29 protein-coding genes are annotated in these 25,478 nt (G+C 49.8%); 9 read left to right on the forward strand and 20 right to left on the reverse strand.

Features of this window, described 5'->3' with window-relative positions:
• Positions 1 to 119: 119 nt before the first annotated feature.
• The 4 genes from BM231_RS09390 to BM231_RS09405 are packed head-to-tail and all read left to right on the forward strand — an operon-like array spanning position 120 to position 4,423.
• Positions 120 to 455, forward strand: coding sequence for an SAF domain-containing protein (locus BM231_RS09390; RefSeq protein WP_063309584.1), 336 nt, complete (start codon positions 120 to 122; stop codon positions 453 to 455).
• Positions 455 to 1,630 carry a UxaA family hydrolase gene (locus tag BM231_RS09395; protein ID WP_208860237.1) on the forward strand — a complete coding sequence of 392 codons (1,176 nt, stop codon included), beginning with the start codon at positions 455 to 457 and terminating at the stop codon, positions 1,628 to 1,630. The genes BM231_RS09390 and BM231_RS09395 overlap by 1 nt, the downstream gene beginning before the upstream one ends.
• 52 nt (positions 1,631 to 1,682) lie before the next feature.
• A complete protein-coding gene (locus BM231_RS09400) occupies positions 1,683 to 2,825 on the forward strand; it encodes a mandelate racemase/muconate lactonizing enzyme family protein (protein WP_093518796.1) in 1,143 nt (380 codons plus the stop codon).
• A gap of 17 nt (positions 2,826 to 2,842) precedes the next feature.
• Complete coding sequence (locus BM231_RS09405) at positions 2,843 to 4,423, forward strand: BCCT family transporter (RefSeq protein ID WP_093518798.1); 1,581 nt, start codon at positions 2,843 to 2,845, stop codon at positions 4,421 to 4,423.
• A 77-nt stretch (positions 4,424 to 4,500) separates the two neighbouring features.
• On the opposite strand, the gene BM231_RS09410 is transcribed toward BM231_RS09405, so the two are convergent.
• On the reverse strand, positions 4,501 to 5,175 hold the full coding sequence (locus tag BM231_RS09410) for a GntR family transcriptional regulator (protein WP_057462842.1): 675 nt from the start codon (positions 5,173 to 5,175) through the stop codon (positions 4,501 to 4,503).
• Positions 5,176 to 5,461: 286 nt separating this feature from the next.
• Here BM231_RS09410 and rirA point away from each other — a divergent pair, with 286 nt between their 5' ends.
• Positions 5,462 to 5,932: an iron-responsive transcriptional regulator RirA gene (rirA, locus tag BM231_RS09415; RefSeq protein ID WP_082596779.1), complete on the forward strand. Its 471-nt coding sequence runs from the start codon at positions 5,462 to 5,464 to the stop codon at positions 5,930 to 5,932.
• Positions 5,933 to 5,985: 53 nt separating this feature from the next.
• On the opposite strand, the gene BM231_RS09420 is transcribed toward rirA, so the two are convergent.
• The 5 genes from BM231_RS09420 to BM231_RS09440 are packed head-to-tail and all read right to left on the reverse strand — an operon-like array spanning position 5,986 to position 9,273.
• Entirely contained in the window at positions 5,986 to 7,263 is a 1,278-nt protein-coding gene (locus tag BM231_RS09420) for an energy transducer TonB (protein ID WP_093518800.1), read from the reverse strand.
• Positions 7,260 to 7,646 (reverse strand): ExbD/TolR family protein, encoded by a 387-nt coding sequence (locus tag BM231_RS09425; protein WP_093518802.1) that lies wholly within the window; start codon positions 7,644 to 7,646, stop codon positions 7,260 to 7,262. Before BM231_RS09425 ends, BM231_RS09420 begins: the two co-directional genes overlap by 4 nt.
• 33 nt (positions 7,647 to 7,679) lie before the next feature.
• On the reverse strand, positions 7,680 to 8,063 hold the full coding sequence (locus BM231_RS09430; RefSeq protein ID WP_093518804.1) for an ExbD/TolR family protein: 384 nt from the start codon (positions 8,061 to 8,063) through the stop codon (positions 7,680 to 7,682).
• Positions 8,053 to 8,778, reverse strand: coding sequence for a MotA/TolQ/ExbB proton channel family protein (locus BM231_RS09435; RefSeq protein WP_208860238.1), 726 nt, complete (start codon positions 8,776 to 8,778; stop codon positions 8,053 to 8,055). The genes BM231_RS09430 and BM231_RS09435 overlap by 11 nt, the downstream gene beginning before the upstream one ends.
• 51 nt (positions 8,779 to 8,829) lie before the next feature.
• The gene (locus BM231_RS09440) at positions 8,830 to 9,273 is read right to left on the reverse strand and encodes a hypothetical protein (RefSeq protein ID WP_063295202.1); all 444 of its coding nucleotides are present in this window, start codon (positions 9,271 to 9,273) and stop codon (positions 8,830 to 8,832) included.
• A gap of 300 nt (positions 9,274 to 9,573) precedes the next feature.
• Between BM231_RS09440 and hemP the strand changes: the two genes are divergently transcribed.
• The gene (gene hemP, locus BM231_RS09445; RefSeq protein ID WP_082596781.1) at positions 9,574 to 9,741 is read left to right on the forward strand and encodes a hemin uptake protein HemP; all 168 of its coding nucleotides are present in this window, start codon (positions 9,574 to 9,576) and stop codon (positions 9,739 to 9,741) included.
• Between the two features lie 69 nt (positions 9,742 to 9,810).
• Here hemP and BM231_RS09450 read toward each other — a convergent pair whose 3' ends face one another.
• The 7 genes from BM231_RS09450 to kynU all read right to left on the reverse strand — a co-directional run bounded on the left by BM231_RS09450 (position 9,811) and on the right by kynU (position 16,913).
• Positions 9,811 to 11,010, reverse strand: a complete 1,200-nt coding sequence (locus BM231_RS09450; RefSeq protein ID WP_093518806.1) for an ABC transporter substrate-binding protein — start codon at positions 11,008 to 11,010, stop codon at positions 9,811 to 9,813.
• Between the two features lie 81 nt (positions 11,011 to 11,091).
• Positions 11,092 to 12,072: a branched-chain amino acid ABC transporter permease gene (locus tag BM231_RS09455; protein WP_063291384.1), complete on the reverse strand. Its 981-nt coding sequence runs from the start codon at positions 12,070 to 12,072 to the stop codon at positions 11,092 to 11,094.
• Positions 12,073 to 12,086: 14 nt separating this feature from the next.
• Positions 12,087 to 12,959, reverse strand: a complete 873-nt coding sequence (locus tag BM231_RS09460; protein ID WP_063317548.1) for a branched-chain amino acid ABC transporter permease — start codon at positions 12,957 to 12,959, stop codon at positions 12,087 to 12,089.
• A 14-nt stretch (positions 12,960 to 12,973) separates the two neighbouring features.
• A complete protein-coding gene (locus tag BM231_RS09465) occupies positions 12,974 to 13,744 on the reverse strand; it encodes an ABC transporter ATP-binding protein (RefSeq protein ID WP_244276698.1) in 771 nt (256 codons plus the stop codon).
• Complete coding sequence (locus tag BM231_RS09470) at positions 13,744 to 14,517, reverse strand: ABC transporter ATP-binding protein (RefSeq protein ID WP_093518808.1); 774 nt, start codon at positions 14,515 to 14,517, stop codon at positions 13,744 to 13,746. Before BM231_RS09470 ends, BM231_RS09465 begins: the two co-directional genes overlap by 1 nt.
• 318 nt (positions 14,518 to 14,835) lie before the next feature.
• A complete protein-coding gene (gene kynA / locus BM231_RS09475; RefSeq protein ID WP_063309571.1) occupies positions 14,836 to 15,678 on the reverse strand; it encodes a tryptophan 2,3-dioxygenase in 843 nt (280 codons plus the stop codon).
• Between the two features lie 2 nt (positions 15,679 to 15,680).
• Positions 15,681 to 16,913, reverse strand: a complete 1,233-nt coding sequence (gene kynU / locus BM231_RS09480; protein ID WP_093518810.1) for a kynureninase — start codon at positions 16,911 to 16,913, stop codon at positions 15,681 to 15,683.
• A gap of 379 nt (positions 16,914 to 17,292) precedes the next feature.
• Here kynU and BM231_RS09485 point away from each other — a divergent pair, with 379 nt between their 5' ends.
• Positions 17,293 to 17,751 carry an NUDIX hydrolase gene (locus BM231_RS09485; protein ID WP_093518812.1) on the forward strand — a complete coding sequence of 153 codons (459 nt, stop codon included), beginning with the start codon at positions 17,293 to 17,295 and terminating at the stop codon, positions 17,749 to 17,751.
• Positions 17,752 to 17,766: 15 nt separating this feature from the next.
• On the opposite strand, the gene BM231_RS09490 is transcribed toward BM231_RS09485, so the two are convergent.
• The gene (locus tag BM231_RS09490; protein WP_244527155.1) at positions 17,767 to 18,522 is read right to left on the reverse strand and encodes an amino acid ABC transporter permease; all 756 of its coding nucleotides are present in this window, start codon (positions 18,520 to 18,522) and stop codon (positions 17,767 to 17,769) included.
• Between the two features lie 245 nt (positions 18,523 to 18,767).
• On the opposite strand from BM231_RS09490, the gene BM231_RS09495 reads away from it, so the two are divergent.
• Positions 18,768 to 19,550: a transporter substrate-binding domain-containing protein gene (locus BM231_RS09495; RefSeq protein ID WP_208860239.1), complete on the forward strand. Its 783-nt coding sequence runs from the start codon at positions 18,768 to 18,770 to the stop codon at positions 19,548 to 19,550.
• A gap of 65 nt (positions 19,551 to 19,615) precedes the next feature.
• Here the strand turns inward: BM231_RS09495 and BM231_RS09500 are convergent, their stop codons facing one another.
• From BM231_RS09500 to BM231_RS09520, 6 genes are all read right to left on the reverse strand, one after another.
• Entirely contained in the window at positions 19,616 to 20,275 is a 660-nt protein-coding gene (locus BM231_RS09500) for a glutathione S-transferase family protein (RefSeq protein WP_093518816.1), read from the reverse strand.
• 221 nt (positions 20,276 to 20,496) lie between these two features.
• The gene (locus tag BM231_RS09505; protein WP_093518818.1) at positions 20,497 to 21,267 is read right to left on the reverse strand and encodes a hypothetical protein; all 771 of its coding nucleotides are present in this window, start codon (positions 21,265 to 21,267) and stop codon (positions 20,497 to 20,499) included.
• Positions 21,267 to 22,334, reverse strand: a complete 1,068-nt coding sequence (locus BM231_RS09510; protein ID WP_093518821.1) for a Rieske 2Fe-2S domain-containing protein — start codon at positions 22,332 to 22,334, stop codon at positions 21,267 to 21,269. The genes BM231_RS09505 and BM231_RS09510 overlap by 1 nt, the downstream gene beginning before the upstream one ends.
• Positions 22,331 to 22,498, reverse strand: a complete 168-nt coding sequence (locus BM231_RS26935; RefSeq protein ID WP_159096913.1) for a hypothetical protein — start codon at positions 22,496 to 22,498, stop codon at positions 22,331 to 22,333. The genes BM231_RS09510 and BM231_RS26935 overlap by 4 nt, the downstream gene beginning before the upstream one ends.
• A complete protein-coding gene (locus BM231_RS09515; protein WP_093518823.1) occupies positions 22,498 to 22,767 on the reverse strand; it encodes a hypothetical protein in 270 nt (89 codons plus the stop codon). The genes BM231_RS26935 and BM231_RS09515 overlap by 1 nt, the downstream gene beginning before the upstream one ends.
• Before the next feature lie 45 nt (positions 22,768 to 22,812).
• Positions 22,813 to 24,429: a glutamate synthase-related protein gene (locus BM231_RS09520; RefSeq protein WP_093518825.1), complete on the reverse strand. Its 1,617-nt coding sequence runs from the start codon at positions 24,427 to 24,429 to the stop codon at positions 22,813 to 22,815.
• A gap of 524 nt (positions 24,430 to 24,953) precedes the next feature.
• On the opposite strand from BM231_RS09520, the gene mog reads away from it, so the two are divergent.
• On the forward strand, positions 24,954 to 25,478 hold the full coding sequence (gene mog, locus BM231_RS09525; RefSeq protein ID WP_093518827.1) for a molybdopterin adenylyltransferase: 525 nt from the start codon (positions 24,954 to 24,956) through the stop codon (positions 25,476 to 25,478).

The following is a 25,478-nucleotide window of genomic DNA, read 5'->3' on the forward strand; positions in this document are numbered from 1 at the left end:
ACTGAATTTTAGTCACTAATTCACCCACCTCTTCGATTGTCAGACAATATTGATTTTTCTCAAGACTTGATATGCATTTTATGCAATAGTCGATTGTAGGACAATCGACGGAGTACATTATGATCAAGGCACTTCGCCTTAATGCTGCAGACAATGTTGCAACCTTGCTGGAAGATGCCGGCAAGGGTGAGACAGTTCTGGTGATCTCCGAACAGAACGAAACCTTGGGAGAGCTGGAACTTTTGCAAGCTATTCCCTTCGGCAACAAAGTCGCGCTGCGCCCCATGAAACCAGAGGACCACCTGATTAAAGGTGGCGTCGCAGTCGGCAAAGCAATCAAACCTGTTCCTCAGGGTCAGCTTGCTCACGTTCAAAATATTCGAAGCTTAAATCTGGATATCCCTGAGGTAATGATCAACGAAATCATCACCCAAATGGAAATTGAGGTGGACTGATGCAGACGTTCAGAGGCTATCAGCGAGAAGATGGATCTGTCGGCATCCGCAATCTCATCATGGTTATCGCTGCTGATGAGTGCGCGGAAGGCATCGCCCGTGCGATCTCCGAGAAGACGCCCGGTACTGTTGTCGTCACCAATTACAATACCTGCATGTATGGTGGCAACGAAGAGATGATTGGCACCATGATCAATGCAGCGACCAACCCGAACATCGCCGGGGCGCTGGTGATCAATATGGGTTGTGGCAGCATTACACCCGACCTCGTGGCTGGGCCGATCCGTGCAACCGGGCGTCCCGTAGAGACCCTCACCTGCATAAAAGAGAGCGGAACAGTTTCGACCATTCGCGAAGGGTTGAAGCGTATTGCCAAGATCGTAGAACATGCAAACGCAACACCGATGGTTGATGCTCCAATTAGCAAACTTCTTGTGGGCATCAAATGTGGTGGCTCAGACACTAGCTCTGGCATTGCTTCCAACCCAAGTGTTGGTCTTGCTGCAGATAAGCTGATTGATATGGGAGCTTCCGCTGTGGCGGGAGAGCTGCTGGAGTTGCTTGGCTGTGAGCATATCCTCAAAGAGCGGGCTGTAACCTTAGAAGTCTCTGAGAAAATCAACCAGCTGATCAGTGATGAAGAAAAGCGCTGGCATGTTGAGGGCACTCAGGTCGAAACCATGAGCGTTGGCAACAGCATCGGCGGTTTGACAACTATTGAAGAGAAGTCGCTCGGAGCTCTTGCAAAGACCGGTACCAAGCCAATTCAGGATATCTTGCGCATCAATGCGACTAAGCTGGAGAAACCAGAGGCTCCAGGCATGTACATGTCTGAAACGACAATGCTTTGTGGCGGGTCAGCAATGCATTTTGCAGCACTCGGCTGTCAGGTGATCCTTTGGACCACTGGTGGGGCCGGGTTCAATAATCCAATTGTTCCCGTCATCCGCGTCAGTGGCAACAGCCAATTGATCAATGAAGACATTGATATTGATGCAACCGGCGTCATGCGCGGTGAAGACAGCCTTGAGAATGTCTCTGAGCAAATCCTGAAAACACTTGAAGGCGTGATCAATGGCGAGAAAACCGCCATCGAAGACTTTGGCTACGCTTACTGTTCACTCATTCAGAAAGATCAGCGCGTCGAGCGTTTGCTTTCCATCCCCGCAGAATAATTAAAACAACGCGCAGGCCTTCTTGGAGGACCGGCGCATCAGGGAGAATAAAATGAAGATCACTGATGTTGAGGTCATCCATCTTCGCGTCCCGCTGCTCGCACAAAATTGCGAGTGGGGCGAAGATGCACTGATCGTACGCATCCACACCGACACTGGTCTGGTGGGGCTTGGGGAGTCAGACAGCTCGCCAACCGTGATTGCAGCACTCATTGAAGCACCGCAATCCAACTTGTATTGCACCGGACTCAAGTCCCTGCTGATCGGCGAGAACCCGCTTGAAATCAGCCGCTTATGGAACAAGATGTATTGGTCCAGCAACTATGTTGGTCGTCGCGGTGCTGGCATTCATGCCATGAGCGCTATCGATATTGCACTGTGGGACATCTCCGCCAAGCACTATGGTGTGCCACTGCATATTCTGCTGGGAGCGAAGTACCGTGACCGGATTCCGGCTTACGGCACTTTCATCCCGGCAGATAACCCAGAAGATAACCGCAAGATCGCACAGGATCTGGTCGCGAAAGGCTTCACTAGTCTGAAATTCGGCGGCGGCATTCTGGGTGATGATCCAGACACTGATTATGAGATTGTACGCGTCGTACGTGAAGCAATCGGTCCAGACATCGAGCTACAGATCGATCTTGCCACCAAGTGGCGAACTGCCTCTCATGCTTTGCATATGTGTAAGCGTCTGGAACCTTTCAATCTGCATTGGATTGAAGAGCCAGTCATGGCTGACGATGAACGTGGCTATGTGAAACTTGGAGCTCAGGCTTCTCAAAAGATTGCGGGCGGTGAGGCTCTGACCACATGCCGTGAGTTCCACGACATGCTGGAGCGTTGTGAGCCAGACATCATTCAACCAGACATTACGCGTTGTGGTGGCATCACCGAGATGCGCAAGATTTATGACATGGCGCAGATGCGCGGTGTCCAACTCATTCCTCACGGGTTCAGCACAGATATTCTGCTCGCTGCATCTGTGCATTTCCTTGCCTCCTGCGAGCAAGGAAACCTGATGGAATACTCCCAGAGCAATAGTCCGCTTGTTGCGGGTAACGGGCTGGCTAAAGAGCCAGTGGTCTTCGCTGAGGGGCAGCTTGTTGTTCCTGATCGCCCAGGCCTTGGGATCGAGCTGAACGAAGACCTAATCAAAAAATATCAAGTGAATGCACAACCTGCTTACGCTTGAAGATGGAGGAAAAACAAATGTCTAACACTGGGAAAAGATTAGACACCTTACTGCTTTCAATAAGTCTAGGGTTTGTCATCGCCATTGTTGCTGGCCTGACAATCTTCCCTGAAAAGGGCAACGAGATAGCCAACTACCTGTTCGCTTCATTCAATGCGATCTTCGGCACGCCTGTGCTGCTGCTTGTGTTTGGGTCAGTTATCTTTCTGGCTGCGCTTGGTATCAGTAAATACGGTAATATCCGTCTGGGAGAAGGTAGCCCTGAGTACAGCACGTTCGCATGGGTTTCCATGATGATCTGTGCAGGTCTGGGTTCTGCAACAGTATACTGGGCCTTTACTGAGTGGGCATACTACTTCAACGCCCCTCCTTTGGGAGTTCAGACTGGTACGACTGCTGCTTATGAGCTTGGCACTGCTTACAACCTGTTCCACTGGGGCTTCAGCGCCTGGGCAGCTTACTGCATTGTCTCTCTGCCAGTTGCTTACCACTTCCACGTTCGTAAGAACCCTGGTCTTAGCCTTTCAGCTGTGTGTACTGCTATCCGTGGTGACAAGCCAGTCACTCCGCTTTGGCGCTTGATCAGCCGTGTGATTGACGTGATCTTCATCTTCACCATCTTCGGTGCACTTTCCATCACACTTGGTGTGTCTGTGCCGATGGTTTCTGAGATCTTGTCTTCTCTGATCGGTATTGAGCCTACCTTCAATGTGAATCTGGTTCTGATCCTGATTATCTCCGCATTCTTCTCTCTGAGTTCATATGTGGGCATTCAGAAGGGTATGGCACGTATCAGCTCCATGAACACATATCTGGCAATCGGCTTCTGTATTGCTGTGTTCCTGGTTGGCCCAACAATGTTCATTGCGAAATCTACGGTGAATGGTCTTGGCATCATGATCCAGGATTTCATCCGCATGAGCCTTTACACTGATCCGGTCGAAAATGGTGGCTTCCCAGAAGGTTGGACAATCTTCTATTGGCTCTACTGGATCACCTACACTCCATTCGTATCCATCTTCGTGACCAAAATCTCCAAGGGTCGTAGTATCCGCGGCGTTATCACGAACATGCTGCTGAGCGGTAGTGCAGGTTGCTTCTTCTTCTTCGGTATCCTTGGTGGTCTGTCTCAGTCAGCAAACGTAACCGGTCTTGTTGATGTGGCTGGTCTTGTAGCTTCCGGCGAAGGAAATCAGGCGATTGTTCAGGTCATGAACACCCTGCCACTCAGCGCGATCTTTATCGTTCTGTTTGCGCTGGTCTCCGTTCTCTTCCTGGCAACCACTCTGGACTCTGCAGCCTTCACCATGGCAGCGGCTTCTACAAAGGGTATGAAAGAGAACGAAGAGCCATCTCCAATGCTGCGCCTGTTCTGGTGTGTAATGCTGGCTGCAGTTCCACTTGCGATGATGTTCATTGACGCCCCACTGAACACCATCAAAACATGTGCCATCGTAACCTCTATCCCACTGATGTTTATCATCAGCTACATGGTTTACGGATTCATCAAGTGGATGCGTGAGGACTTCGCTTTAACAAGTGGCGAAGATATTCTCCGGCAGTCCCGCGAAGCAGCTGGTGCTGTTCCTGCGGAATAAGCTTCCTCCTCAGGCAAAGCAAAAGGGCGACCTTCGGGCCGCCCTTTTTTATGACTATCTCAAATCTTCACGCACTGTCAGTCATCAGTCGCCAGTTTGACATGTTCATGTTTCAGCTTATGGCCCATTTCAGTGAAGGTACTGATATTCTCAATAGCGAGTTTGCGGGCTTTTTCCGCCTCACCAGAACAAATCGCTTCGACTAAACCAACATGGGTGTTCGCACTGTCTTCAATATCAAAGTCAAAGTGCGTGATACGAATATAGATTGAAAGCTGGTTGATCACACTCTTGTACATGTGTGCCAAGCGCGCGCTCTCACTCAATTCAATGATCAGTTTGTGAAGCTCAAAGTCATAGAACGTGACTTCTGTAAGGGATACACCGTCTTGCTGACAGATCTCCTTGAAGACTTCAAGTTCCTTGCGCAGCCGAACGGCCTTTTCCGGCGTGATGGTTTCAGCTGCCATTTGAGCAGCCTGACTCTCCAACGCAACACGGAGATGGTAGATTTCCCAGATATCATGGTCCGTCAGTGTCGTCACACTCCAACCCGCGTAAGGCTTCTGTGAAACAAGACCTTCGCTCGAGAGTGTGTTCAACGCCATGCGCACAGTTGTGCGTGAAAGCTCCAGACCTTTCGCGAGCGTACTTTCCGTAAGCTTGTCACCTGAGACATAATGACCCGCCAAAATCTGCTGCCTCAGAAAATCTGCGGCCTGCTCCTCAAGGCTTTGTTTTGAAATCTTCATTGGAACTCAATTGCGTCCGTCGTGTTCACTCTCTTAGTTGAGCTGTATCACCATTAGCTTGCTGAATAAATGACGAGTTTCTTGCGCCAGATATTTGCGCTGTGATTATTGTAGGATCAGTTGGATTTAGATATATTTTGCGCGTGCACTGGCAAAAGGACGGTGTCGGGTTTGTTTTCAGCACCGGCAAAGTTTTTAATGACTCTAAACTAGGAATGGTTTATTGTTGAGTTAGAGATGCATATTTTTATTGACGACAGACACCGGAAGACGCATAGCTAATATTATGAGACTCACTCAACAAACCAACTATGCTGTACGTGCCCTGATGTATTGTGCGGCAAATCCTGGCAAGCCAAGCAAAGTTGCTGAGATCGCGGCTTCGTTTTCCATGTCGGAAACTCACCTTTTCAAAATCATGAAGGTGCTCGTTGACGCTGATCTGATGAAAACCATCCGAGGGCGTAACGGTGGTATCGTGTTGCCGCGTCCAGCTGAGCAAATCAGCGTAGGTCAGGTAGTACGTGCGACTGAAGAGTCATTCCTTCTTGCAGAGTGCTTTGACAGTGGCCGTCAGGACTGCCCACTCGTCAACCATTGCGGTTTCAACTCTGTTCTACATGAAGCGCTGGAAGCATTCCTCGGTGTGCTCGACAAGTGCACGATTGCGGATCTTGCTGACAACCGTGCGAGCATTCGCCACCTGTTGCAGATTGAAGACCCACTCCTGCCAAAGAATATGGCTGCTGCTGAGTAAGCGCGCCATCAGCGACGAGATAATCAGGCAGCGAACATTCGCTGCCTTTTTTGTTATCGTGCTTTAAAGACTATCGGCGCTGTTCTACTGATCGTATTGTTCCTCATCGAAGTCGGAAATGCTGGGAATGGTGCAGCGGCCTTTAGGGCTTTCAACGCGGCCTGATCAAATCGCTTATTCCCACTCGATCGAGATAGCTTAATTCCCGTTACAGCCCCATCTCTGTGTACGACAAAACTCACACGGACGATGCCTGACTTCTTCCGGTTCTTCTCTCGTCTCGGGTACCGTCTATCCGCAGCACGCTGGATCTTCTTTTGCACCTTGCCCCAGTAATTGCTTGTCGCAGCATTGCCAGCGCTGTCACCGGAGCCCGCAATGTTATTGCCATTCTTCGAGGTATTGGAGCCTTTTCGTGCGACCTTGGAGCCTCGAGCAGAATTGACATCCGAGTTACCTGCTTTCTTGGCAGGCTCTTTTTTGGCTTTTGCAGGAGCCTTCTTTGCGGTTTTCTTAGGCTTGGTTTTCTGCGGCTGCTTTGGACGTGGCGGCGCTGCTCGCGGGACTGGAACAGTTACTGCAGCAACTTCAGTCTCAACGGGCTTTGCCTCAAGCTCTTTCTTTTCATCAACGGGTTCAGCAGACTTCTTTTCTACCGGCTTCAGTTCTTCCGGCGTTTCCTGCTCCACCACTTCCAGTTTTTCTGGTTGAGATGGTTTGGCTTCCTCCGGTTTGATTGGGTCTTGTTGCTCTTTCAGCTTTACAGGATCAACGTCCTTGGTTGGCTCTAATGGTTCTTTCTGCTCAACAGGAAGAACTTTTGCAACTTCGACAGGCTTAACCTCCTGCACTTCCGCAGGTTTGATTTGTTCAGGCTGAAGCTGAAGTTTAAGCGGTTCAATCTCTTCCTTTGGCTTGATTGGCTCAATCTCAGCCTTAATAGTAACACCTTCAGCAACAGGTACTGGCAGCGGCTTCACAGCCTGCGTTACGATCGGTTCGATTGGTGTAATCTCTGCTTTTGCCAACTCAATTGGCTCAACAGCCTCAATCTCTTTGACTTGCTCAACCGGCTTTTCAGCTTCTATCTCACGAGGCTCGATTTCATCTGATTGTTCAAGCTCAATCGGTTCGACAACTTCCTTGGAACCTGCAATGAGATCCTCAATTGATCCAACGACAGAAAGTGACGTTGACCGGGTTGAGGCAACTTGGACTTCAGGAGCTCTTGTATAGAACCAAGCAAATCCACCTGCGTGAACACTGACTGACACGAGTAAGGCGGTCGTGAGGGCTGAGCCACCGATTTTCCTACGAATTCCCTTCTTCATTGAGCAGCCCTTACGGTGACCAATGTGATATCGGAGAATCCTTGCTTTTTCAGCCCCGCAAGGGTTCTAGCAAGTGTCTGACCAGAAAGTGCCTTGTCAGCAACAACCATCAAAGGATCTTTGTTGCCCTCCAGCGGCATCAGGTCCTCGACAAGAACTGGCTTTTCATTTTGGGTTATCGTTCCATCAGGCGCGATGATCAGCGCTCCGGCAATAAGCTCACGACTAGATTGCTCCTGCGTTTCTGCAGGGCTCACGTTTTTTGCATCGTCTCTATCAATTGAACCTGCAAAGAGGAAGAAGATGAGCATCAGAAACACGATATTGATCAATGGGATCGTGTTCTCAAATGTCCTCTTTTGTGGTTTTGTCTTCAGACGCATTCTTTAAACTTCTTATTTCGCAATATTCTGAATTCAATTGCCAACGATCGTCGCTGACCAGCCTGCTGTTTTAAGCATCTCAAGCGCACTCACGACATCTTGCACCGTGGAATCCTTGGCAGGAATGATCGCCACAGGTCGTATTTTTTCGATGCCTGCGTCGCTGAGCGTCGCGATCAAAGCCTCAACCTTTACCCGATCACCATTCACCGACAGCTGTCCTTCTCCGAAAACTTGCAGAAGGATTGGGGACTGCTCCATTTGTCCTGCGCCTTCTGCTCCCGATGTCACATCTAACTTTTGATAGATCGAGAACGTTGAGGCGAGCATGAAGAACATCAGCAAAAGGAAGATCACATCAATCAGAGATGTGAGGCCAGGTGCACGGCTTCGTTTTGGAGCCTCACTAAGGCGCATCGTGGACTACCTCAAAGCGCGGCTGGGTTCCAACCTGTTCCGCTTCTTCAGTTTGAGTGGCGATGGACGTGACTGCCCCGGTGAAGAGTTCGGTTACAATCTTTTCCATTGCCCCCTGCTCGCGTTCGATGCGGCCTTCGAACAATGACAACATCACGGAAGCTGGGATTGCAACGGCCAGACCAACGGCTGTTGTCAGCAGCGCAACCCAGATGCCACCAGCCAGAGTAGATGGATCGACCTGCGAACCAGCGTCAGCCATAGCCTGAAACGCCCCGATCATACCAAGCACTGTTCCGAACAGACCGAGTAGAGGAGCAATCTGAGCAATCATGTCCAATGCCCGCAGATAACTGCGGAGATCCGCGAGATGCGTGAAGCAAACGCGCTCGACATCTTCCCGGACTCTTTTTTCAGGCACCTGCGGTTTCATGAGACCGCGCATCGCATGTGCGAGAACATCGGAGACCGGAGAGCGATCTGTTACCACGATCCTGTAGGCCTGATCACGCTTGCCGACGCGCCAAAAGGCCACGGCCTGCTCAGCTTTACGATGACGACCAACACCTGCAATCCAGAACTGCCAGAGTTTTGCGATGACAATTGTTAGAGCAAGTACGCTGACAACCAGCAGCAACCCAACGACCACGCCACCTTTTGCAAGCAGATCCATAACAGGTGTCATTGCTGCGGTCAGGCCCAGGTTTTCAATCATGGCATTCATTCTGGAAATCTCGTTGTTTTTCTAATTCGGTTCTGCAGCGGTTCAGAGTGTTAGTTCTATCGCAGCGCGAGAGGATACATTCAATGAGTCTAAGCAGCTAGCCGGAGATACATTTTCAGCTCCCTCACACTGGCTGACATCATTGATGAGCAATGACGAGATGTCTGCACAACTACTGGATGGGAGGTCATACTGCTGAACTCGCGTCTTTCCGGAAGGAAGACGACCTGTCTTCATGCTCAGGAAATCAGAGATTCCACCTGTACTATCAAAGACTACCAAGTCCAATGCCAGTTGATTGATCTCATCTTTAAGGTGATTGCGAACAAGAAGACTTACACGACACCCGTTCTGAGTGCTCTCAGCTTTGTTCAACTGGAGAGCGATCACTGGTTCTTTTGTCGTGTTTGCTGCTTCAGCTGCAGTTATTTGCGTTATCCACAAGGCAGCAAGAGCAAGAGAAAACAGCTTAACCAACTTATTCATAGGACCCCAACCCAAAAATTAAAACTTAGTTGCAAATGCAAATCAGTCGCAGATATCAAGGATATCGTGGGCTGGCTGGCTGTTGAGGGAGAGAGTAACAGCTGGCTTGCGCATCGATACAAATCCTACTCCAGGACGGTTTGCGGGAGGACGCGATCTCCAGCAATTATTGAGTAGGCATTGCACTTGTAATAAAACATGAATATGAAAGTCAAGAAATAAACGCGATAGAGTCCCCCCTAGCTCTTGAGGGTATCGCGACCATCCACGCTAGCCAAAATTGGGGAAAGGCTGAGGCGAATGACTGATATGGAAAAAGCTCAGGAAAGCTCACAAAGTCAGCCACATGAGCGCACTGTTGATAGCAAGGCACTCTTTGGCGATGAGCGCGAGATCACAATCTCCCATCGCGAGGATAACTACCGATTGTCGATCACGAAACTTGGCAAGTTGATTCTTACTAAGTGACGAACTTGTCATGAAAAAAGCCGGCCTGAGATGAGGCCGGCTCTTTCCTTATTTTGACTGTTCTGAACCTTAGTTCAGAGCCTGCTGAAGCGCGAATGCATCGCCTTCGACCTTAAACAGGCCGTAGGAACCAGGAACGTCACCTGCATTGTCGAAGTTTAGGTCGCCAGAAGCGCCCTTGTAGTCGATGTCTTTGCCAGCTGCGATCAGCTCGACTGCTTTCTTCCATTCACCTGGAAGAACAGCTTCGCCCTGTCCGTTGGACACAGCAGCCATCGCTTCAGAAACCTTCGCAGCCTCGCCACCAGCTTTTTCCAGAGCCAGAGCCATCAGGAATGCAGCATCGTAGGAGTTGGATACGAAGATTGCATCCGGGTTGCCGCCAACGGACTTGTAAGCTTCGTTGAAGAGCTCAAGGCTGTTGGACTTCTCGCCTACTGGAGAAGAAGCAATGAAGGTGGTCAGGTTTTCTGCGCCGAGTTCACGGATGATTGCGTCAGACTTCATGCCGTCGCCGCCAACGAAGTTGGTGAAGAAGCCGTTTTCCAGTGCCTGACGCAGGATAGTCAGGCCAGTGCCATCACCGTAATCGAAGATTACAAGCGTATCTGCGCCACCACGGGACAACTCAGCAAGGTTGGAACGGTAAGATGCCTTACCTTCTTCATGTGCTGAATATCCAGCGATCTCACCGCCATTTGCTTCAAATTCAACTTTGAAGGCATTTGCCAGACCGCTGCCATAGTCGTTGTTGAGGTAAGCAACAGCAACTTTCTTTGTGCCGAGGTTCAACAGCGTACGAGCGAGAGAGCGGCCCTGGAAGTCATCGGAAGGTACTGTACGGAATACCTGACCTTTGTCTTCCAGACCTGTGATTTCAGGGGAAGTGCCTGATGGCGTGATCAGAGTAATACCAGCCGGAACGGTCACAGAGTTTGCAACTGCCAGAACTGAACCGGAGCAATGTGGGCCGATAAGACCTGCAACCTGCTCAATGTTTACTAGCTTGGTAGCGGAATCCACGCCGTTCTGTGGGTTACACGCACTATCGCCTACAACAGCTTCGAGCTTCTGGCCTCCCAGAATGCCGCCCTGCTCGTTCACCTGCTGAATTGCCAGCTTTGCAGAGTCCAGCATTGGTGGAGCCATAGCCGCGATTGGGCCAGAAATGCCTCCTAGAAGACCGACTTTTACATCAGCCTGAACAGCGTTGGATGCAAGTGCAGTAGCGCTGAACAAGCCTGCTGCCAATGCGATTTTCTTAAGCATCAGTTCACCTCCAAAGAGCCCTGCTTCAAATACTATCCGGATTGACCAGGGCGTTAAAATTGATTTCCATGAGTGCTGGCGTTACTTCGCTGCACTTTCTTGTTTTTGAAAGGTTTTGACTTCTGGACTGCCAGCTGTTCCCTGAGGTTCCGGCAAGATTCCTTCCGGTCTGAACCGGAGGACCAATTGCAGAAGCAAGCCAATGATGAATACGCGCATGTATTTGGCTTTAATGGCGTATTCTGTTGGCAGTTGATCCGTTACAAACTCTGACGCAGACCAGATGATCCAGACAACAGCAACGCCGAGAAGGGCTCCGCGGTTGTTACCTGAACCGCCGAGGATCAACATAATCCAGATCAGGAATGTGGCGATCATCGGATCAATGGCTTCTGGGGTTATGGACCGGTTAAAGTGAGCAAACAGCGCCCCACCAAGTCCCATCACAGCAGCACCGAAGATGAACGCTTCCAGACGACGAGCCTTAATATCCTTACCCATCGCAGTTGCCGCGTCTTCGTTGTCACGGATACCGCGCATCATGCGTCCCCAAGGCGCAGAGATCTGACGCTCGATAGCCCAGTACACGACGAGCACGATGGCAAAGACGAGAGCGAGATAAGCCAACTGAGAATAGAGATAAGACAGATCACCAAATGGACGTGGGATCTTGTTCACACCACGTGCGCCACCTGTCATCCAACCTTCTGACTTCACGACAAGACGTATGATCTCCGCCACGCCGATTGTCGCGATTGCAAGATAATCAGAGCGGAAACGCAAGCATACCTTGCCGATTGGCCATGCAATTGCGCCAGCGGCGATCATCGCGCCGATCCAACCGACAACGACAGGTAGCTGGTAGCCACCCAGATGAACAGCGGATTCTGGCGCTGTGAGCAGTGCGGATGAATAAGCTCCAACAGCGAAGAAGCCCGCAATACCTGCGTTAAAGAGACCGGAAAAGCCCCATTGAATGTTAAGACCGAGGGCCAGAAGGGAGTAAATGCCGATAAAGATCGCCATGAACACCGCGTAGTTAAGCAGACCGATGAGTTCCATAGTTCATCTCCCTCCTACAGAACTTTACCCTTGAGCAAGCCGGTTGGCCGCACAAGAAGGATGAGCAGGAGGATCGCAAACGCCATAGCGGCCTTGTACTCTCCCGGGATAAACAGAACAGATGTTTCTTCAGCTATGCCAACAATTAAGCCACCGATCACGGCACCTTCTACGCGACCAACACCGCCAAGAATTGCAGCTGCGAACATTGGCAGAAGCATTGTCCAGCCCATGAGCGGTTTCAGCTCTGTGTTGATGCCGAGGAAGAAACCGGAGGCAGCGCACAAGATGCCTACAATACCCCAAGTCAGCATTGTAATTTTGCGGTTATCGACACCCGAGAGCAACGCAAGGTCAGGGTTGTCAGACATGGCACGCATGGCCTTGCCCCACTTGGTTTTCTGCAGAAACGCCCACAATACGCCGACAATCACGAACATTGCTATGATGGTGTAGATCTCACGATCACGGATGCGGATGCCCCAGTAATCGTCAGGTCTGACGATACCACGGGTGTAGGTTTCCGTATCAACACCCCAAACCACCTGAACCACGGCACGCAGCATCAGAGCGATACCCAGTGAAGACATCACTACGATGATCTTTGGGCGCTCGGAGAGATAGTCGTAGAATAGCTTGTCGATGCCGATGGCCATAAACGCGCAAACAACCATAGCAACGGGAAGAGCAACCCAAGGGCTAACTCCGAAGATGGTCACCACTCCGAGGGCTGCAAATGCGCCGAGCGTTGCGAGGTCACCGTGCGCAAGGTGCGCAAATCTCAAGATACCGAATACCAGCGTGATACCAACTGCGCCCAAAGCGTAGATTGAGCCCAGTACGATCCCCGGCATGAGGTAAAAATTGACGAATTCCATGAATGGCATTGGATTTTCCCTTATTACCCGCCGAGGAACATTTCAGCGACTTCACGATCTGCGAGCAGCTCTTGCCCTGTTCCTTCATGCCGGTTGCTTCCAGCTGCAAGAACGTAGCCTTTGTCAGCAAATGCCAGCGCTTGCTTGGCGTGCTGCTCTACGAGCAAGATCGAAAGACCTGCATCACGCAGGTTGCGGGTGATCTCAAAAATTTGCTCCATGTATTTTGGAGAGAGACCAGCGGTCGGCTCATCCAGCAAGAGCAAAGACGGGTTGAGCATCAATGCGCGGCCCATTGCCACCATCTGACGTTGACCGCCAGACAGGTTTCCAGCCAACGCACTGCGGCGCTCTTTGAGATCAGGGAACAGGGTGTAGACCCTTTCCAAGCTTTCAGAAATGTCACCTTTCCGAAGGAAGGCCCCCATTTCGAGGTTTTCGTGAATGGTCATCTCACGGAAGATGTTGTTGACCTGAGGAACGTAACAAACACCGTGTTGTACAATACGGTTTGGCTTCCAGCCTGCGATGTCTGTTCCGTTGACGACAATAGAACCGCCACGGACCTTCAGAAGACCAAAGATCGCCTTCATCGCTGTCGACTTGCCAGCTCCATTCGGGCCGACGATTACAACAATTTCCTGCTCGGTTACTTGCATGTCGACACCCTGTAGGATGTCCGCATCGCCATATCCGCCACGAACACCAGTCATAGTGAGGATTGGTTTGCCGGAGTACTTTTGTTGCACGGAGTTCTTTGACATTGGTTGCTCTGCAATTGCTTGAGACGTCATTAGAGTGCAGCCTCCCCAACCGTTTCACCGAGGTAAGCTTCAAGCACCCGCGCATCAGAACGAACGGTCTGGAAATCGCCTTCGATCAAGACAGAGCCTTCCGCCATACAGATGACAGGATCGCAGAGCTTCTCAATCATCTCCATATCGTGCTCAATCAGGACAAATGTGTAGCCGCGTTCCTGGTTCAGGATTTGGATTTTATCTTCAAGGCGGCGTAGCAATGTTCTGTTAACACCAGCGGCTGGCTCATCCAACAGCACCAGCTTTGCGTCAGTCATCATTGTACGGCCAAGCTCAAGAAGCTTCTTCTGCCCGCCAGACAGATTACCTGCACGCTCATTTACAACATGAGACAGCTCCAGAAAATCCAGTGTCTCCAAAGCTTTCTGGCGTACTTTTTCTTCTTGCTTCTTCACGCTGCCAAAGCTGAGCCAGTTCTGGAATAAGTTCTCACCTTTTTGAGAGGGCGGAACCAACATGAGGTTTTCGAGAGCTGACAGACGATGAAACTCATGCGGGATCTGAAATGTGCGTACCAAGCCCTTATGAAACAGCTGATCAGAGCTGAGGCGCGTTACATCTTCTCCCAAAAATTTAATTTTTCCAGCAGTTGGCTGAAGAGCACCAGCAATCAAATTAAACGTTGTGGTTTTACCAGCTCCATTTGGACCGACTAAACCTGTGATTGTGCCCTTTTGAACCGAAAATGAGCAATTATTGACGGCTCTAAACCCGCCGAATTGCTTCGACAGCTGTTCGATTTCCAGCATTATTATCCCCCCAGACTGCAAAGGACTGGCGTTTTATTGTTGTCAAGCACCTACCTAATGCCCTTAGTAGCATATTATTTCAAGGCAGGATTCCGCGCCATTTGCAGCCTAATCACTCGATTATTGTGGTTCTATCTGGACAAGTTGAGTGAAACTTTCCAGATTCCACCTCCTAACAACCTTCCCATAAGTTGCGAGGAAATAGCTTCGACTGCGCATATATTGCCTGAAACATATAGATAATTCCACTTATATGCGCAGTTTGAAGTGTTTTTAGAACAAAATAATTTCACAAATTAGGTAATTTTCGCAGCAATCTTACAGATCGCTGCGTACCTGCCAAAGTTCTGGAAACAGCACAGTATCCAACATTTTTTTCAGGTATGGTGCACCAGAGGTGCCCCCGGTGCCCATTTTGCTTCCAATAATACGCTCTACGGTTGTGAGATGATTGAATCGCCACCGCCGAAAAAAGTCCTCAAAGTCGATTAGCTTCTCTGCTAGATCGTAGAAATGCCAATTATCACGTGGATTGCGATATATTATTTCCCAAGCCTTCTGAACTGACGCATCAGTTGTGTATGGCTTAGTGACGTCCCGGTTGAGTACTTCATCGGATATTTCGAAGCCTGCACGCGCAAGAGCACGCACCATCTGATCATAGATACCTGGAGCCTCGTAGATCTGATGAAGCCATGCTGAGACCTCCGGCATATGCTCATGTGGTTTCATCAGGGCTGGATTTTTGTTGCCAACCACAAACTCGATGGCACGGTACTGGTAGCTCTGAAACCCAGATGACTTACCAAGGCTATCACGAAACGTAGTGTAATCGCTTGGTGTCATAGTGCGCAGAATGTCCCATGCACTGTTGAGCTGCGCGAAGATCTTGTTGACGCGAGCCATTAGCTTTGAAACCTCAGCAAACTCATCCGCTGCCAAAGCTGAGCAAGCCTCCGACATCTCGCGGATCGCCAGTTTCATCCAAAGTTCTGCCGTTTGATGCTGAATGATAAACAGTAGTTCATCATGAGCTTCGGTCAACGGAGCTTGCGCACCCAACACGTCAGGAAGACGAAGGTAATCGCCATAAGACATGTTTTCTTTGAAAGAGAGCTCAGCCCCATGATGCTCTAATTTGCGATCAATACTCTCAACCATGCTTATGTAACCTTGCTTTTTTGGTGGTATTCCGGCTTATCCCAGAGATCACCTGCAATAATTTCTTCAAGAATTTCAGCAGCTTTATAAACTTCTGCAAAGGAGAGGTACAAAGGAGCAAACCCGAAACGGATGATGTTTGGTGCTCGGAAGTCTCCAATCACTCCACGATCAATGAGCGCTTGCATGACCGCATAGCCCTGCTCATGGCGGAATGAAACTTGTGAACCGCGCTTAAGCGGATCAATTGGTGACGCAAGTTCCAAATTAGGACAGCGGCGCTTGACCTCGGAAATGAACAACTCACTCAATTCGATGGATTTGCCCTGCAATGCCTCCAAAGAGGTTTCATCGAAGACATCCAAAGATGCATCCAGAGCGGTCATGGCAAGAACCTGAGGCGTGCCAACTCGCATCTGGTCTGTTTTCGCAGATGGGGTGTATCCCAGATCAAAGGCAAACGGCGCATCGTGCCCCATCCAACCCGTTAGCGGATTGCCTGAATGACTTTGATGTTCGGGTGCTACATAAACAAATGCCGGAGCGCCGGGACCACCATTCAGATATTTGTAGGAGCAACCAACAGCAAAGTCCGCTTTCGCTTCCTTCAGGTGGACCGGGAAAGCACCTGCAGAATGGCAAAGGTCCCACATCGCCAATGCACCAACGGAATGCGCTTTTTCAGTCAGCGCTTTCATGTCGTGTTTGCGGCCCGTGCGGTAATCTACCTCGGTGAGCATCATGACTGCAACAGTCTCATCAAGAGCGGCTTCAACCTCTTCCGGAGCGGCCAGACGCAACTCTATATCGCCGCCGGTCAGTTCTTTCAGACCTTGCGCCATATAAAGGTCAGTCGGAAAATTTCCAGTATCGGAGAGGATAACTTTACGGTCTGGGCGCATCTTGATGGCAGTCGCCAGAACTTTAAAGACATTAAGAGAGGTGCTGTCAGCGCAGATCAAAGTTCCATCATCAGCTCCAACGAGCTTTGCAATTCGGTTTCCAACTTTGCTTGGCAGGTCAATCCAGCCGTGGCAATTCCAGCCTTTGATGAGACTTTTACCCCATTGCTCTTCGACTGCACTGGCTAAAGCCGTAGACACATTCTTAGGTAAAGCCCCCAGTGAGTTTCCGTCCAGGTAGATAATCCCATCAGGAATTGAGAAAAGCTGGCGCAAACGAGCGAGCGGGTCAGCTCCATCTCTTTGCTCAATGCTTACTGCATCCAGTTCCACTATCAGCCCCCTATTATCGTTTTTATGATCACACTCTTTTTGGCATCAAATCAATACCGAGCTGCGATTCCATTTTTTAATATTTCAAGTTTAAAGTAATTTTAGCAACAGTCTTGCCATGAAGTCTAGGTAAAAAGTATTATCTGGAAATTTCAGAACAAATATTCTAAATATGTAGAAAAGGAAATAAATCTCGCTCAATCGGGCTGCAATCACAGCGATATCTTGCAATAGCGCTGAAAAAATATAAGCAGTACACTAGATAGTTAGGGGCAGATCCAACTTCCTACCAGAAACAAAGGAAAACTCTGCTCACGGCTGAAGATCTGGATCAAACAAAAAATGGAACAAGGCCGGATCACTGTTAAGGAAGAAACCCATGAAGAGTGCCCTTAGAAAGACAGAGGCACAAGTCTGGCCAGAACCAAAACGCCAGTTTGCTGCACTGCCTTTCAAGAAGAATAAAAAAGGTAAACTACAAATTCTTCTGATCACATCCCGCGAAACCAAGCGCTGGGTTCTCCCTAAAGGCTGGCCAATGAAGGATCTCACTGGTGGAGAAGCGGCCGAGCAGGAAGCCTTCGAAGAAGCTGGCATTAAAGGTGAGCTGACAGATCAAGCTGCGGGCATTTATCATTACCCTAAGCTTCGAGTCACCAAAGAGCCGATTCCTTGCCGCGTGAAGGTTTTTCCGTTGGAAGTGACTGAAATGCTCGAGGATTGGCCAGAGAAGGACGAACGCACGCGGAAATGGTTCTCCGTGAGCGATGCTGTTCATGCCGTTGATGAGCCGGAACTGAAGGCTCTGCTGGCAAACTGGTCACCTGAGAAAAACTAGGTAACAGCCTGGTTGTTAGGCATGCTCAGCCTTAAAGCGACGTTCCAGCCAACGAACCCCCTGTGAGACAATCAGGATCAACACCAGATACTCCAGCACAAGGACGCTGTAGATTTCGAGTGGTCGATATTCTGTGACGACTAGCTCATTTGCACGCCTTGTAAGGTCTTGCAGGCCAATCACAGATACCAAACTCGACATTTTCAGCATGTAGACAAGTTGGTTCCCAAGCGGTGGCAGCATACGGCGGATCGCGAGTGGGAGAATGATAAAACGTAAACGCTGAAAATAGCTCAATCCGAGCGAACGGCCCGCTTCGATCTGTCCCTTATCGACTGACTGTATACCTGCTCTGAAGATTTCAGCCTGAAATGCACTGTCTGACAAGGCAAGAGCCAGTACACCCGCCCAAAATACGTTGATCGAGATGTTTGCGACAACAGGCAAGCCGTAATAGACCCAGAAGATTAGCACCAGACTTGGCACTGAGCGCACCACTTCAACGTAAGTTCTGTTAAAGGCAACTCCGTACTTATTCTCTGAGAGCCCCGGCAGAGCAACAATAAGGCCAACAAACATAGAGATCGCGATTGCAGTGAGCGAGACGCTGACAGTTTCTTGCAGCCCGGCGATCATGAAACCGAGATTGACTCTTCCTGTCTCAGTATTTGGTGAGACTACATACCAGCCCCACTGATCTCCAGTGCAGCCCGCCAAAACGAATGCCAATGCGACGAGCACTGCTGCATTTCGGAAATTCAAGGTATCCACCTTCCAAATTTAAGAAGGCTGCCAACGGAAGCAAAACACGTAAGCAGCTCATGTATCTGCCTCAACACAGATAGATTGCCGGACACAAAACCTAGAGTGTCGTGCGCTCTTATACAAATCTTATAGGGACTTACCGCACACAATAAGTTGAAGTTGGTTTTCTCTCAAAAAACAGCGTTGTAGTTATCGCTAAAATGACTAGGTTTGGACTGGGCCAGATTCCAACTGCGTTTCAAGGAACTTTCATGAAGATGCTACGTTCATTTCTTACTGTAATTTTCGCCGTGGGCACATTGTTCTCCGGCTCTGCATTCGCGCAATCCGCGCTTAACAAAATTCTGGATTCCGGAGAACTGAAGGTTGGTACAACCGGAGACTGGAACCCAATGTCTGTTCGTGATCCTGCCAGCAATGGGTATAAGGGGTACGACATCGACATCATGAACGAACTTGCAAGCGATCTTGGCGTGAAGCTTACCTTTATTCCAACCGATTGGAAAACCTTGGTGAACGGTATCGTTGCAGGCAAGTACAACCTGACTGGGTCTGCCTCAATCTCTCCAAGCCGCATGAAAGTGGCCGGTTATTCTGAGAGCTACATTTCCGTTGAGATCCTGCCATATACGACCAGCAGTAAACTTGGTGAGTTCAACAGCTGGGACAGCATTAACCAAAAAGACGTTACGGTCGCAACCACACTTGGCACTACGTTTGAGAAGCTGAGCAAGGAATGGTTCCCGAATGCAACTATCAAGGTTGTTGAGGCCCCTGCTCGCGGTTATCAGGAAGTGCTGTCAGGTCGCGCTGATGTTTTCATCACCTCCAATATCGAAGGTGCGACGCTGAAAGCGAAGTTCAAGCAGATCACCAACGTGCCGGTTGCTGAAAGCAGAAATCCAACCCCAATCGCAATGCTGATGCCACAGACTGATCAGGTTTGGATCAATTACATCAACAACTGGATCAAGATTAAAAAAATGAATGGTTTCCTTGATGCGACAGCTCAGAAATGGGGACTGGCGCAGTAACAAACTGCTCATAAAAAAAATGCGCCTCGATTTGAGGCGCATTTTCTTTTGGCTTCATTGTACGCTTAAGCATCCACCTGAATAAACTTGGCGACCCAATCTTGCATCGCTTTGCGGTTTATATCGATCGATGTTGCCGCATGAGAAAGAGACTGCATGGCCTGCCACCAGTGTTGGCATTTTGGCTTCAGCATGAGCTCTCCACCGAACATACCTGCAAGCTGCTGAGCTTGAGAAAACGTAGTGGCATAGGCAACATCAACGAGGGTGACGTGATGACCTACGGCATAAGGCTCAGCGTCAATCATGTCTTCTAAGCGCTCAAACGCAACACTCATATCATTGATCAACTGCTTGTAGACTTCGTCCCTTGGAGGCTTGCCTGCTTTGATCGGAGCATAAAATGCACGAACAGATGGCTCAATGCGCGTATCGTGCAGGCCCATCAGAGCTCTGACTTTAGCTCGCTCGATAGGATGTTCTGGCAGCAGAGCTGGAGACGGTGCGGTTTCCTCGAGATACTCAAGGATCGCGTTTGAATCTGAAAGAGCGGCTTCACCATCCTTCAGGCCGGGGATAGAACCGGCTGGAACAATCTTCTTGTAGGCTGCTGATCCATACCCATCTGGAGGCGGTAGTTCGGCGTAATCCAGATCTTTCATGTCCAAAGCAATTCGAACTTTCGCGCAAAATACGGATTCTGGGTAGGCAAAAAATTGTATCATTGGATCACCAGATTGTGCTTAGCAACGGCGCTGATTTATGCGCACGCTTGGGAACATGCGGCAAACAAGAGCGCCTAGGAAGGAGGACGCAATACAATTTGTGTTGCACTGCAAACGTGGTGTTTTTAGCAGTCTATGAATTGTTTCGCCACTTCAACCTTTGGGTACGCTGTTTTTGGACGGCAAATTGCTTCGCCGCCGCAAGTGTCATCTTTGATAAGCTAGAGCTGCTTGGCGCTGTCCAAGTTCACCTTGAAGATCATTAGATCATCCCGACGCTCGACTTCACCTTCCAGCGAAATCAAAAGAGCGACCCAATCTTCAACCTCAGTGGTCAAAGGCTCACCATTCTCGTCAGCCAACACGAAAAACTCACTTCCCATAAGGGGCGTAGAGGTTACGAAAACGGGAGGAATACCACCAATGATGCAGAGATTTGCGCAGGCCTTGTGGGCTAAGCCAACACCTGGACGCATTGCGCCGTTGTAGCATTTGCCGTCACAGATCTCGCCAGTTAACCGCCATTTGCCTAAATGCTCTGCTGGTGCTGGTGTAAAGTTCTGAACTGGGTTTTCCGCAGCGCGAAGAGAGACCTTTCCTCCGACCTGCAGCATATCCAAATCACCACGCTTCAGCAAAATACCACCCGCATCAACCGGTTGCCCATCTAAAGGCCCGGCAAGTTGCTGCATACCCCGTTTGCCAACACCAGAAATCAGCATGGCATGCGGCTTGTCACGCCCATTTTCTCCGGCGGGAAGCCGGAGAAGTGGGTAAGGTTTTGCATCTACGTAGCCCGTAAACGTTTGATATCCAGCACCCCATGCAAAGCGGGCATCACCCGGGTCTGGGATAGACGAACCAACACCAAACGCCACGCCTGCTGCTGCGCCAACGAGGATTGCAGAGATCAGGAACAAGAAGCCTTGCAGGCTCTTTGGTGGCTTCTTCGCCCAACCGATAAAGAAGGGATCAGGTTTCTTTTTGGCCATCAGCTTCCCTCCATCATTATCGGAGAAACAGTAGGTTCAACATACGTTCCAGGTGGCTGAGCTTCTACGTTCAGCCACAAACGACCGTTTTCCAGTTTAAGGCGATATGTGGAAATTTTCTCTGTAAATGGTGGTGGAGATTTTCCATCTTCCAGGCGGTACTGATAGCCATGCCAAGGGCAAGTCACGCAGCCATAAACAATTTTGCCTTCTCCCAAAGGCCCATTCTGGTGGGCACAAACATTGGAGATCGCAGAGAGTTTCTTGCCATTTCTGAAGATCGCGACGCGCTCGTCATCAGTAATGGAGATAATTCTCGCCCGCTTATCAGGAACATCTTTTGGATCACCTGCATCCATCCAGGTGCCGCTGTCATCCATCGTATTCTGTTGCGTATCAAAGAGATGCTCTTTTCTTGCAGCAAGCAGATGCAAGGTAGCGACAAGCGCGACGGACGCCCCGACTGCAGTGGTCATGAAAGGACCAGCAGCGCTTTGCAAAGCGCCTAGTGCGACGTGGGCAACAACCAGCGCATACGCCAGATAGATCCCCATATGGAGTGTCTTCCAAAGCGTAGGCTTTAGGAAATGAAGCCAGAAATCATGACTTGTAACTGCGAGAATGGTCAGGATCAGAAGGGCAAAGACTCCGAGGATTTCGAAAGGGAAACCCAGGAAACGATCAAAGCTGGTATTTACAATGAAGACCGAGACGTAACGATTAATCGGCGAGAATGCATTGTACCAGCCGAGGATATTGTCGACATGGAAGTACGCGAGAACGCAAGTGATCACGCCTAGGTGACGGCGGTTATACAGAAGCGGCAGGAAGCGCTTGTCCAACCGTGCTAGCGGTCCGATACATAGAATGAACGTGAGCAGGAAGAAGACACAGGTTCCAAATGCCTGAGCTTTGTAGATGTCCCAATCAATCGGTCTTGTGACTGTCTGGAACATCGGCGCAACGTAGATGTAGATTCCCAGATATGCGCCAACAGTTGCCAAGACGACGGCATCATAGACAAATTTTGTACGGTTCCAGATTACCGGTACATATTTAACACTCACTGGTTTGCCTCCAGAGCCGACTTTGCTGTGTCGTCAAGGGGAACAGGCGGCTGTTCGTGCGTTCCTGTCGGACGCATCAAAAGCGCTAGTCCCAAAACGAGAGGAATAAGAATGGCCAAAATGAGCCAAATGGTGCGGTGGGCTTTTCTATAGGCGCGCTGCATTACTTCTTGGCCTCCTGCTCTTCGTGGAGTTCTTTTTCTTCTTTATCGAGCAAGATTTTTTCACCGGAGCGTTCCAGTGCAATCCAACGCACAATGACAACTGGCCAAAGAAGGATCAGCCCCGGGATAATCTGTAGGCGGAAGAGATAAGCTCCACGCGCAGCAAGTTCCACACGCCCCAGGCCGAAACTGATAAAAGCCAGAGCGACGACAAGACCAATCACGCAGTAAACTTGTGCAATCAGAATAATACCTTCAGCAACGATCATTTCTGCACCCTACTGATTTTGTGCTGCCGTTGTTGGCAGGGAGAATTAGTCATTGGAGCCGTGCCCTGCCCAGTTGATGCCAGCAAGCTCCGCCATATCCTTCTTCCAACTCGTGATGTCATCGATAGAGAAATCGGAGATATGTGCATGCCCACAGGCCCGGGCCATCACTTTCATCAGTTCAACTGAGGCCGTGAAAAACTTCTCCAAACGCTTTGCGGACTTTTCAACTTCCAAACGCGCAACCAGATGGTCTTTCTGAGTGGCGATACCGACTGGGCAGTTGTTGGTATGGCACGCTCTCATAGCGATACAGCCGATGGCCTGCATGGGCGCATTCGCCAAGGCTATTGCATCGGCACCCAAGGCCATTGCTTTCACGAAATCTTCCGGTTTACGAAGTCCACCGGTAATGACAAGCGTTACATCCCGTTGACCGCTGCGATCCAGATGACGACGCGCTCGCGCCAACGCCGGAATGGTTGGAACAGAAATATTATCTCTGAACACGAGCGGAGACGCACCAGTGCCGCCACCGCGTCCATCGAGGATAATATAATCAACGCCAACTTCCAGAGCGGCATCAATGTCTTTTTCGATGTGCTGTGCAGAAAGCTTGAAGCCAATTGGGATCCCGCCAGTTTTATCCCGCACTTCATCTGCGAACTTGCGGAAATCTGCAGGCTTCATCCACTCTGGAAATCTTGCAGGCGAGATTGCGCCCTCTCCCGGTGGCAACCCTCTCACCGCTGCGATTTTCTCAGTCACTTTCGCAGCTGGAAGGTGTCCACCAGTTCCGGTTTTTGCCGCCTGTCCGCCTTTGAAATGGAAGGCTTGAACTTTTTCCAGCTGGTCCCATGAAAAGCCGAAGCGCGCAGAAGCTAACTCATAAAAGTAACGCGTATTTTCTGCTTGCTCTTCTGGCAACATCCCACCTTCACCGGAGCAGATACCTGTGCCGACGCTCTCCGCTCCGCGAGCAAGTGCTATTTTTGCTGGTTCAGACAATGCACCGAAGCTCATATCTGAGACGAAGAGCGGGATTTGCAGGTGTAAAGGTTTTTGAGCTTTGGGACCAATAACGATATCTGTTCCAACGGGCTCTTCATCCAAACGCGGCGGCTTCTGCAGCTGCGCTGTCAGTATCTGGATGTCCTCCCATTGAGGCAGTTCTGTCGTTGGCACCCCCATAGCTTCAATTGCGCCGTGATGGCCCGTCTGCTTCAGGCCTGCACGTGCGTATGTTTGAATCAGTTTGTTATGGGGTTCTTCTTCCGTGCCATGAAAGTCCGCATACTCACCCAGATAGGCTTTGCGGAAATAAGGTTGCGGATTGTCCTTTGCCCATGCCTTCACTTCATCTTCATCAACATAGATGTTGCCGTCTTCAACGAAATGCGTGAACTTTCGCAGGCACTCTTTATTGTCATAGGCGCTGACGCCAGAATTCAGGCGATAATCCCATTGGTGCAGTCCACAAATCAGATTGCGACCTCTGACATATCCATCAGAAAGCAATGCACCGCGATGGAGGCAACGGCCGTAGAGGACGGAGATGTCCTCATCAAACTTTACGACAACGAGATCCACCTCGCTAACAAGTGCATGAGCAGGCTTACGATCTTCAAGTTCATCTAATGCAGCAACTTGCACTTTACGCATTAAGCGGATTCCTTACGCTTTGCAGCCCAACAGCTGTTTGAGTGCATTTCAAAATTCAGATCGCCAAGCTATTCTACGTACTTATCCATATCTGTTCTATTTAGCACAGTTGCAGAGTACATGTCCGAAACATCCCGGCGCATCAAAGTTGTAAGCTGAGAGTGTCTTAGAATAACTGCACATGACCTTACCCAAAGTTAGTATCTGACTTGCAAGAGACTATTACTGTTACGAGTAAAATGCATCTCAATCTGTTGCAGCTTCTCCCCCCAGATTACGTAGATAACACCCTAAAAACTTCAGTAATGACGGGATAGTAACGTTTAAACAAAGAAGCGTCAGTCTATCAAAATACACAGTGAGAAACACATGGGGGGGTAGAAAACAAACCCTGGAAAGGGGCTGGCTCTCTGAGGGTCTTAAAGAATAAGAGGACAAGGAAAGCCGCAGGCAATTAATGTTTGAACCCAAGCATTTCCATGCTTACTCTCACTGGAAATCATCCGTGTCTATGAGAGATATCCATGAAGATTGCAGCTGTTACCATCTCCGACCGCGCCAGTGATGGAACTTACGAAGACAAAAGTGGCCCAGCTATTCTCGCATACCTTGAACAAGCTGTGACCAGCCCATGGGAGCCCATCCATAAGATCATTCCGGATGGAATCGAAAGCGTCAGCACTACTTTGAAGCAGTTGGCTGATGAAGATGGTATCGACCTGATCCTGACTACAGGTGGAACAGGCCCCTCTCCTCGTGATCTGACGCCAGAAGCTATGGAACTGGTGATGGAGAAAGAACTTCGCGGATTTGGTGAACTGATGCGTCAGCTTTCTTTGAAAGAAGTGCCGACTGCAATTCTTTCGCGTCAGACAGCAGGAATTCGTGGCAAAAGCCTCATCATCAATCTGCCGGGTAAACCAGCCAGCATCAAGACCTGCCTTGATGCGGTGTTCCAAGCGGTGCCGTACTGCCTGGACCTGATCGGTGCAGGGCGCATTGAAACAGATCCAAACGTGATCGTGGCGTTTCGTCCAAAGGCGAAGTAA

Origin of the sequence: Pseudovibrio ascidiaceicola, assembly GCF_900114245.1 — a bacterium.
Classification (GTDB): domain Bacteria; phylum Pseudomonadota; class Alphaproteobacteria; order Rhizobiales; family Stappiaceae; genus Pseudovibrio; species Pseudovibrio ascidiaceicola.

What these genes read in the sequence shown, in the direction of transcription:
- BM231_RS09390 (WP_063309584.1), top strand. Translation starts at nt 120, where the DNA reads ATGATCAAGGCACTTCGCCTTAATGCTGCAGACAATGTTGCAACCTTG.
- BM231_RS09395 (WP_208860237.1), top strand. Translation starts at nt 455, where the DNA reads ATGCAGACGTTCAGAGGCTATCAGCGAGAAGATGGATCTGTCGGCATC.
- BM231_RS09400 (WP_093518796.1), top strand. Translation starts at nt 1,683, where the DNA reads ATGAAGATCACTGATGTTGAGGTCATCCATCTTCGCGTCCCGCTGCTC.
- BM231_RS09405 (WP_093518798.1), top strand. Translation starts at nt 2,843, where the DNA reads ATGTCTAACACTGGGAAAAGATTAGACACCTTACTGCTTTCAATAAGT.
- BM231_RS09410 (WP_057462842.1), bottom strand. Translation starts at nt 5,175, where the DNA reads ATGAAGATTTCAAAACAAAGCCTTGAGGAGCAGGCCGCAGATTTTCTG.
- rirA (WP_082596779.1), top strand. Translation starts at nt 5,462, where the DNA reads ATGAGACTCACTCAACAAACCAACTATGCTGTACGTGCCCTGATGTAT.
- BM231_RS09420 (WP_093518800.1), bottom strand. Translation starts at nt 7,263, where the DNA reads ATGAAGAAGGGAATTCGTAGGAAAATCGGTGGCTCAGCCCTCACGACC.
- BM231_RS09425 (WP_093518802.1), bottom strand. Translation starts at nt 7,646, where the DNA reads ATGCGTCTGAAGACAAAACCACAAAAGAGGACATTTGAGAACACGATC.
- BM231_RS09430 (WP_093518804.1), bottom strand. Translation starts at nt 8,063, where the DNA reads ATGCGCCTTAGTGAGGCTCCAAAACGAAGCCGTGCACCTGGCCTCACA.
- BM231_RS09435 (WP_208860238.1), bottom strand. Translation starts at nt 8,778, where the DNA reads ATGATTGAAAACCTGGGCCTGACCGCAGCAATGACACCTGTTATGGAT.
- BM231_RS09440 (WP_063295202.1), bottom strand. Translation starts at nt 9,273, where the DNA reads ATGAATAAGTTGGTTAAGCTGTTTTCTCTTGCTCTTGCTGCCTTGTGG.
- hemP (WP_082596781.1), top strand. Translation starts at nt 9,574, where the DNA reads ATGACTGATATGGAAAAAGCTCAGGAAAGCTCACAAAGTCAGCCACAT.
- BM231_RS09450 (WP_093518806.1), bottom strand. Translation starts at nt 11,010, where the DNA reads ATGCTTAAGAAAATCGCATTGGCAGCAGGCTTGTTCAGCGCTACTGCA.
- BM231_RS09455 (WP_063291384.1), bottom strand. Translation starts at nt 12,072, where the DNA reads ATGGAACTCATCGGTCTGCTTAACTACGCGGTGTTCATGGCGATCTTT.
- BM231_RS09460 (WP_063317548.1), bottom strand. Translation starts at nt 12,959, where the DNA reads ATGCCATTCATGGAATTCGTCAATTTTTACCTCATGCCGGGGATCGTA.
- BM231_RS09465 (WP_244276698.1), bottom strand. Translation starts at nt 13,744, where the DNA reads ATGACGTCTCAAGCAATTGCAGAGCAACCAATGTCAAAGAACTCCGTG.
- BM231_RS09470 (WP_093518808.1), bottom strand. Translation starts at nt 14,517, where the DNA reads ATGCTGGAAATCGAACAGCTGTCGAAGCAATTCGGCGGGTTTAGAGCC.
- kynA (WP_063309571.1), bottom strand. Translation starts at nt 15,678, where the DNA reads ATGGTTGAGAGTATTGATCGCAAATTAGAGCATCATGGGGCTGAGCTC.
- BM231_RS09485 (WP_093518812.1), top strand. Translation starts at nt 17,293, where the DNA reads ATGAAGAGTGCCCTTAGAAAGACAGAGGCACAAGTCTGGCCAGAACCA.
- BM231_RS09495 (WP_208860239.1), top strand. Translation starts at nt 18,768, where the DNA reads ATGAAGATGCTACGTTCATTTCTTACTGTAATTTTCGCCGTGGGCACA.
- BM231_RS09500 (WP_093518816.1), bottom strand. Translation starts at nt 20,275, where the DNA reads ATGATACAATTTTTTGCCTACCCAGAATCCGTATTTTGCGCGAAAGTT.
- BM231_RS09505 (WP_093518818.1), bottom strand. Translation starts at nt 21,267, where the DNA reads ATGGCCAAAAAGAAACCTGATCCCTTCTTTATCGGTTGGGCGAAGAAG.
- BM231_RS26935 (WP_159096913.1), bottom strand. Translation starts at nt 22,498, where the DNA reads ATGCAGCGCGCCTATAGAAAAGCCCACCGCACCATTTGGCTCATTTTG.
- BM231_RS09515 (WP_093518823.1), bottom strand. Translation starts at nt 22,767, where the DNA reads ATGATCGTTGCTGAAGGTATTATTCTGATTGCACAAGTTTACTGCGTG.
- BM231_RS09520 (WP_093518825.1), bottom strand. Translation starts at nt 24,429, where the DNA reads ATGCGTAAAGTGCAAGTTGCTGCATTAGATGAACTTGAAGATCGTAAG.
- mog (WP_093518827.1), top strand. Translation starts at nt 24,954, where the DNA reads ATGAAGATTGCAGCTGTTACCATCTCCGACCGCGCCAGTGATGGAACT.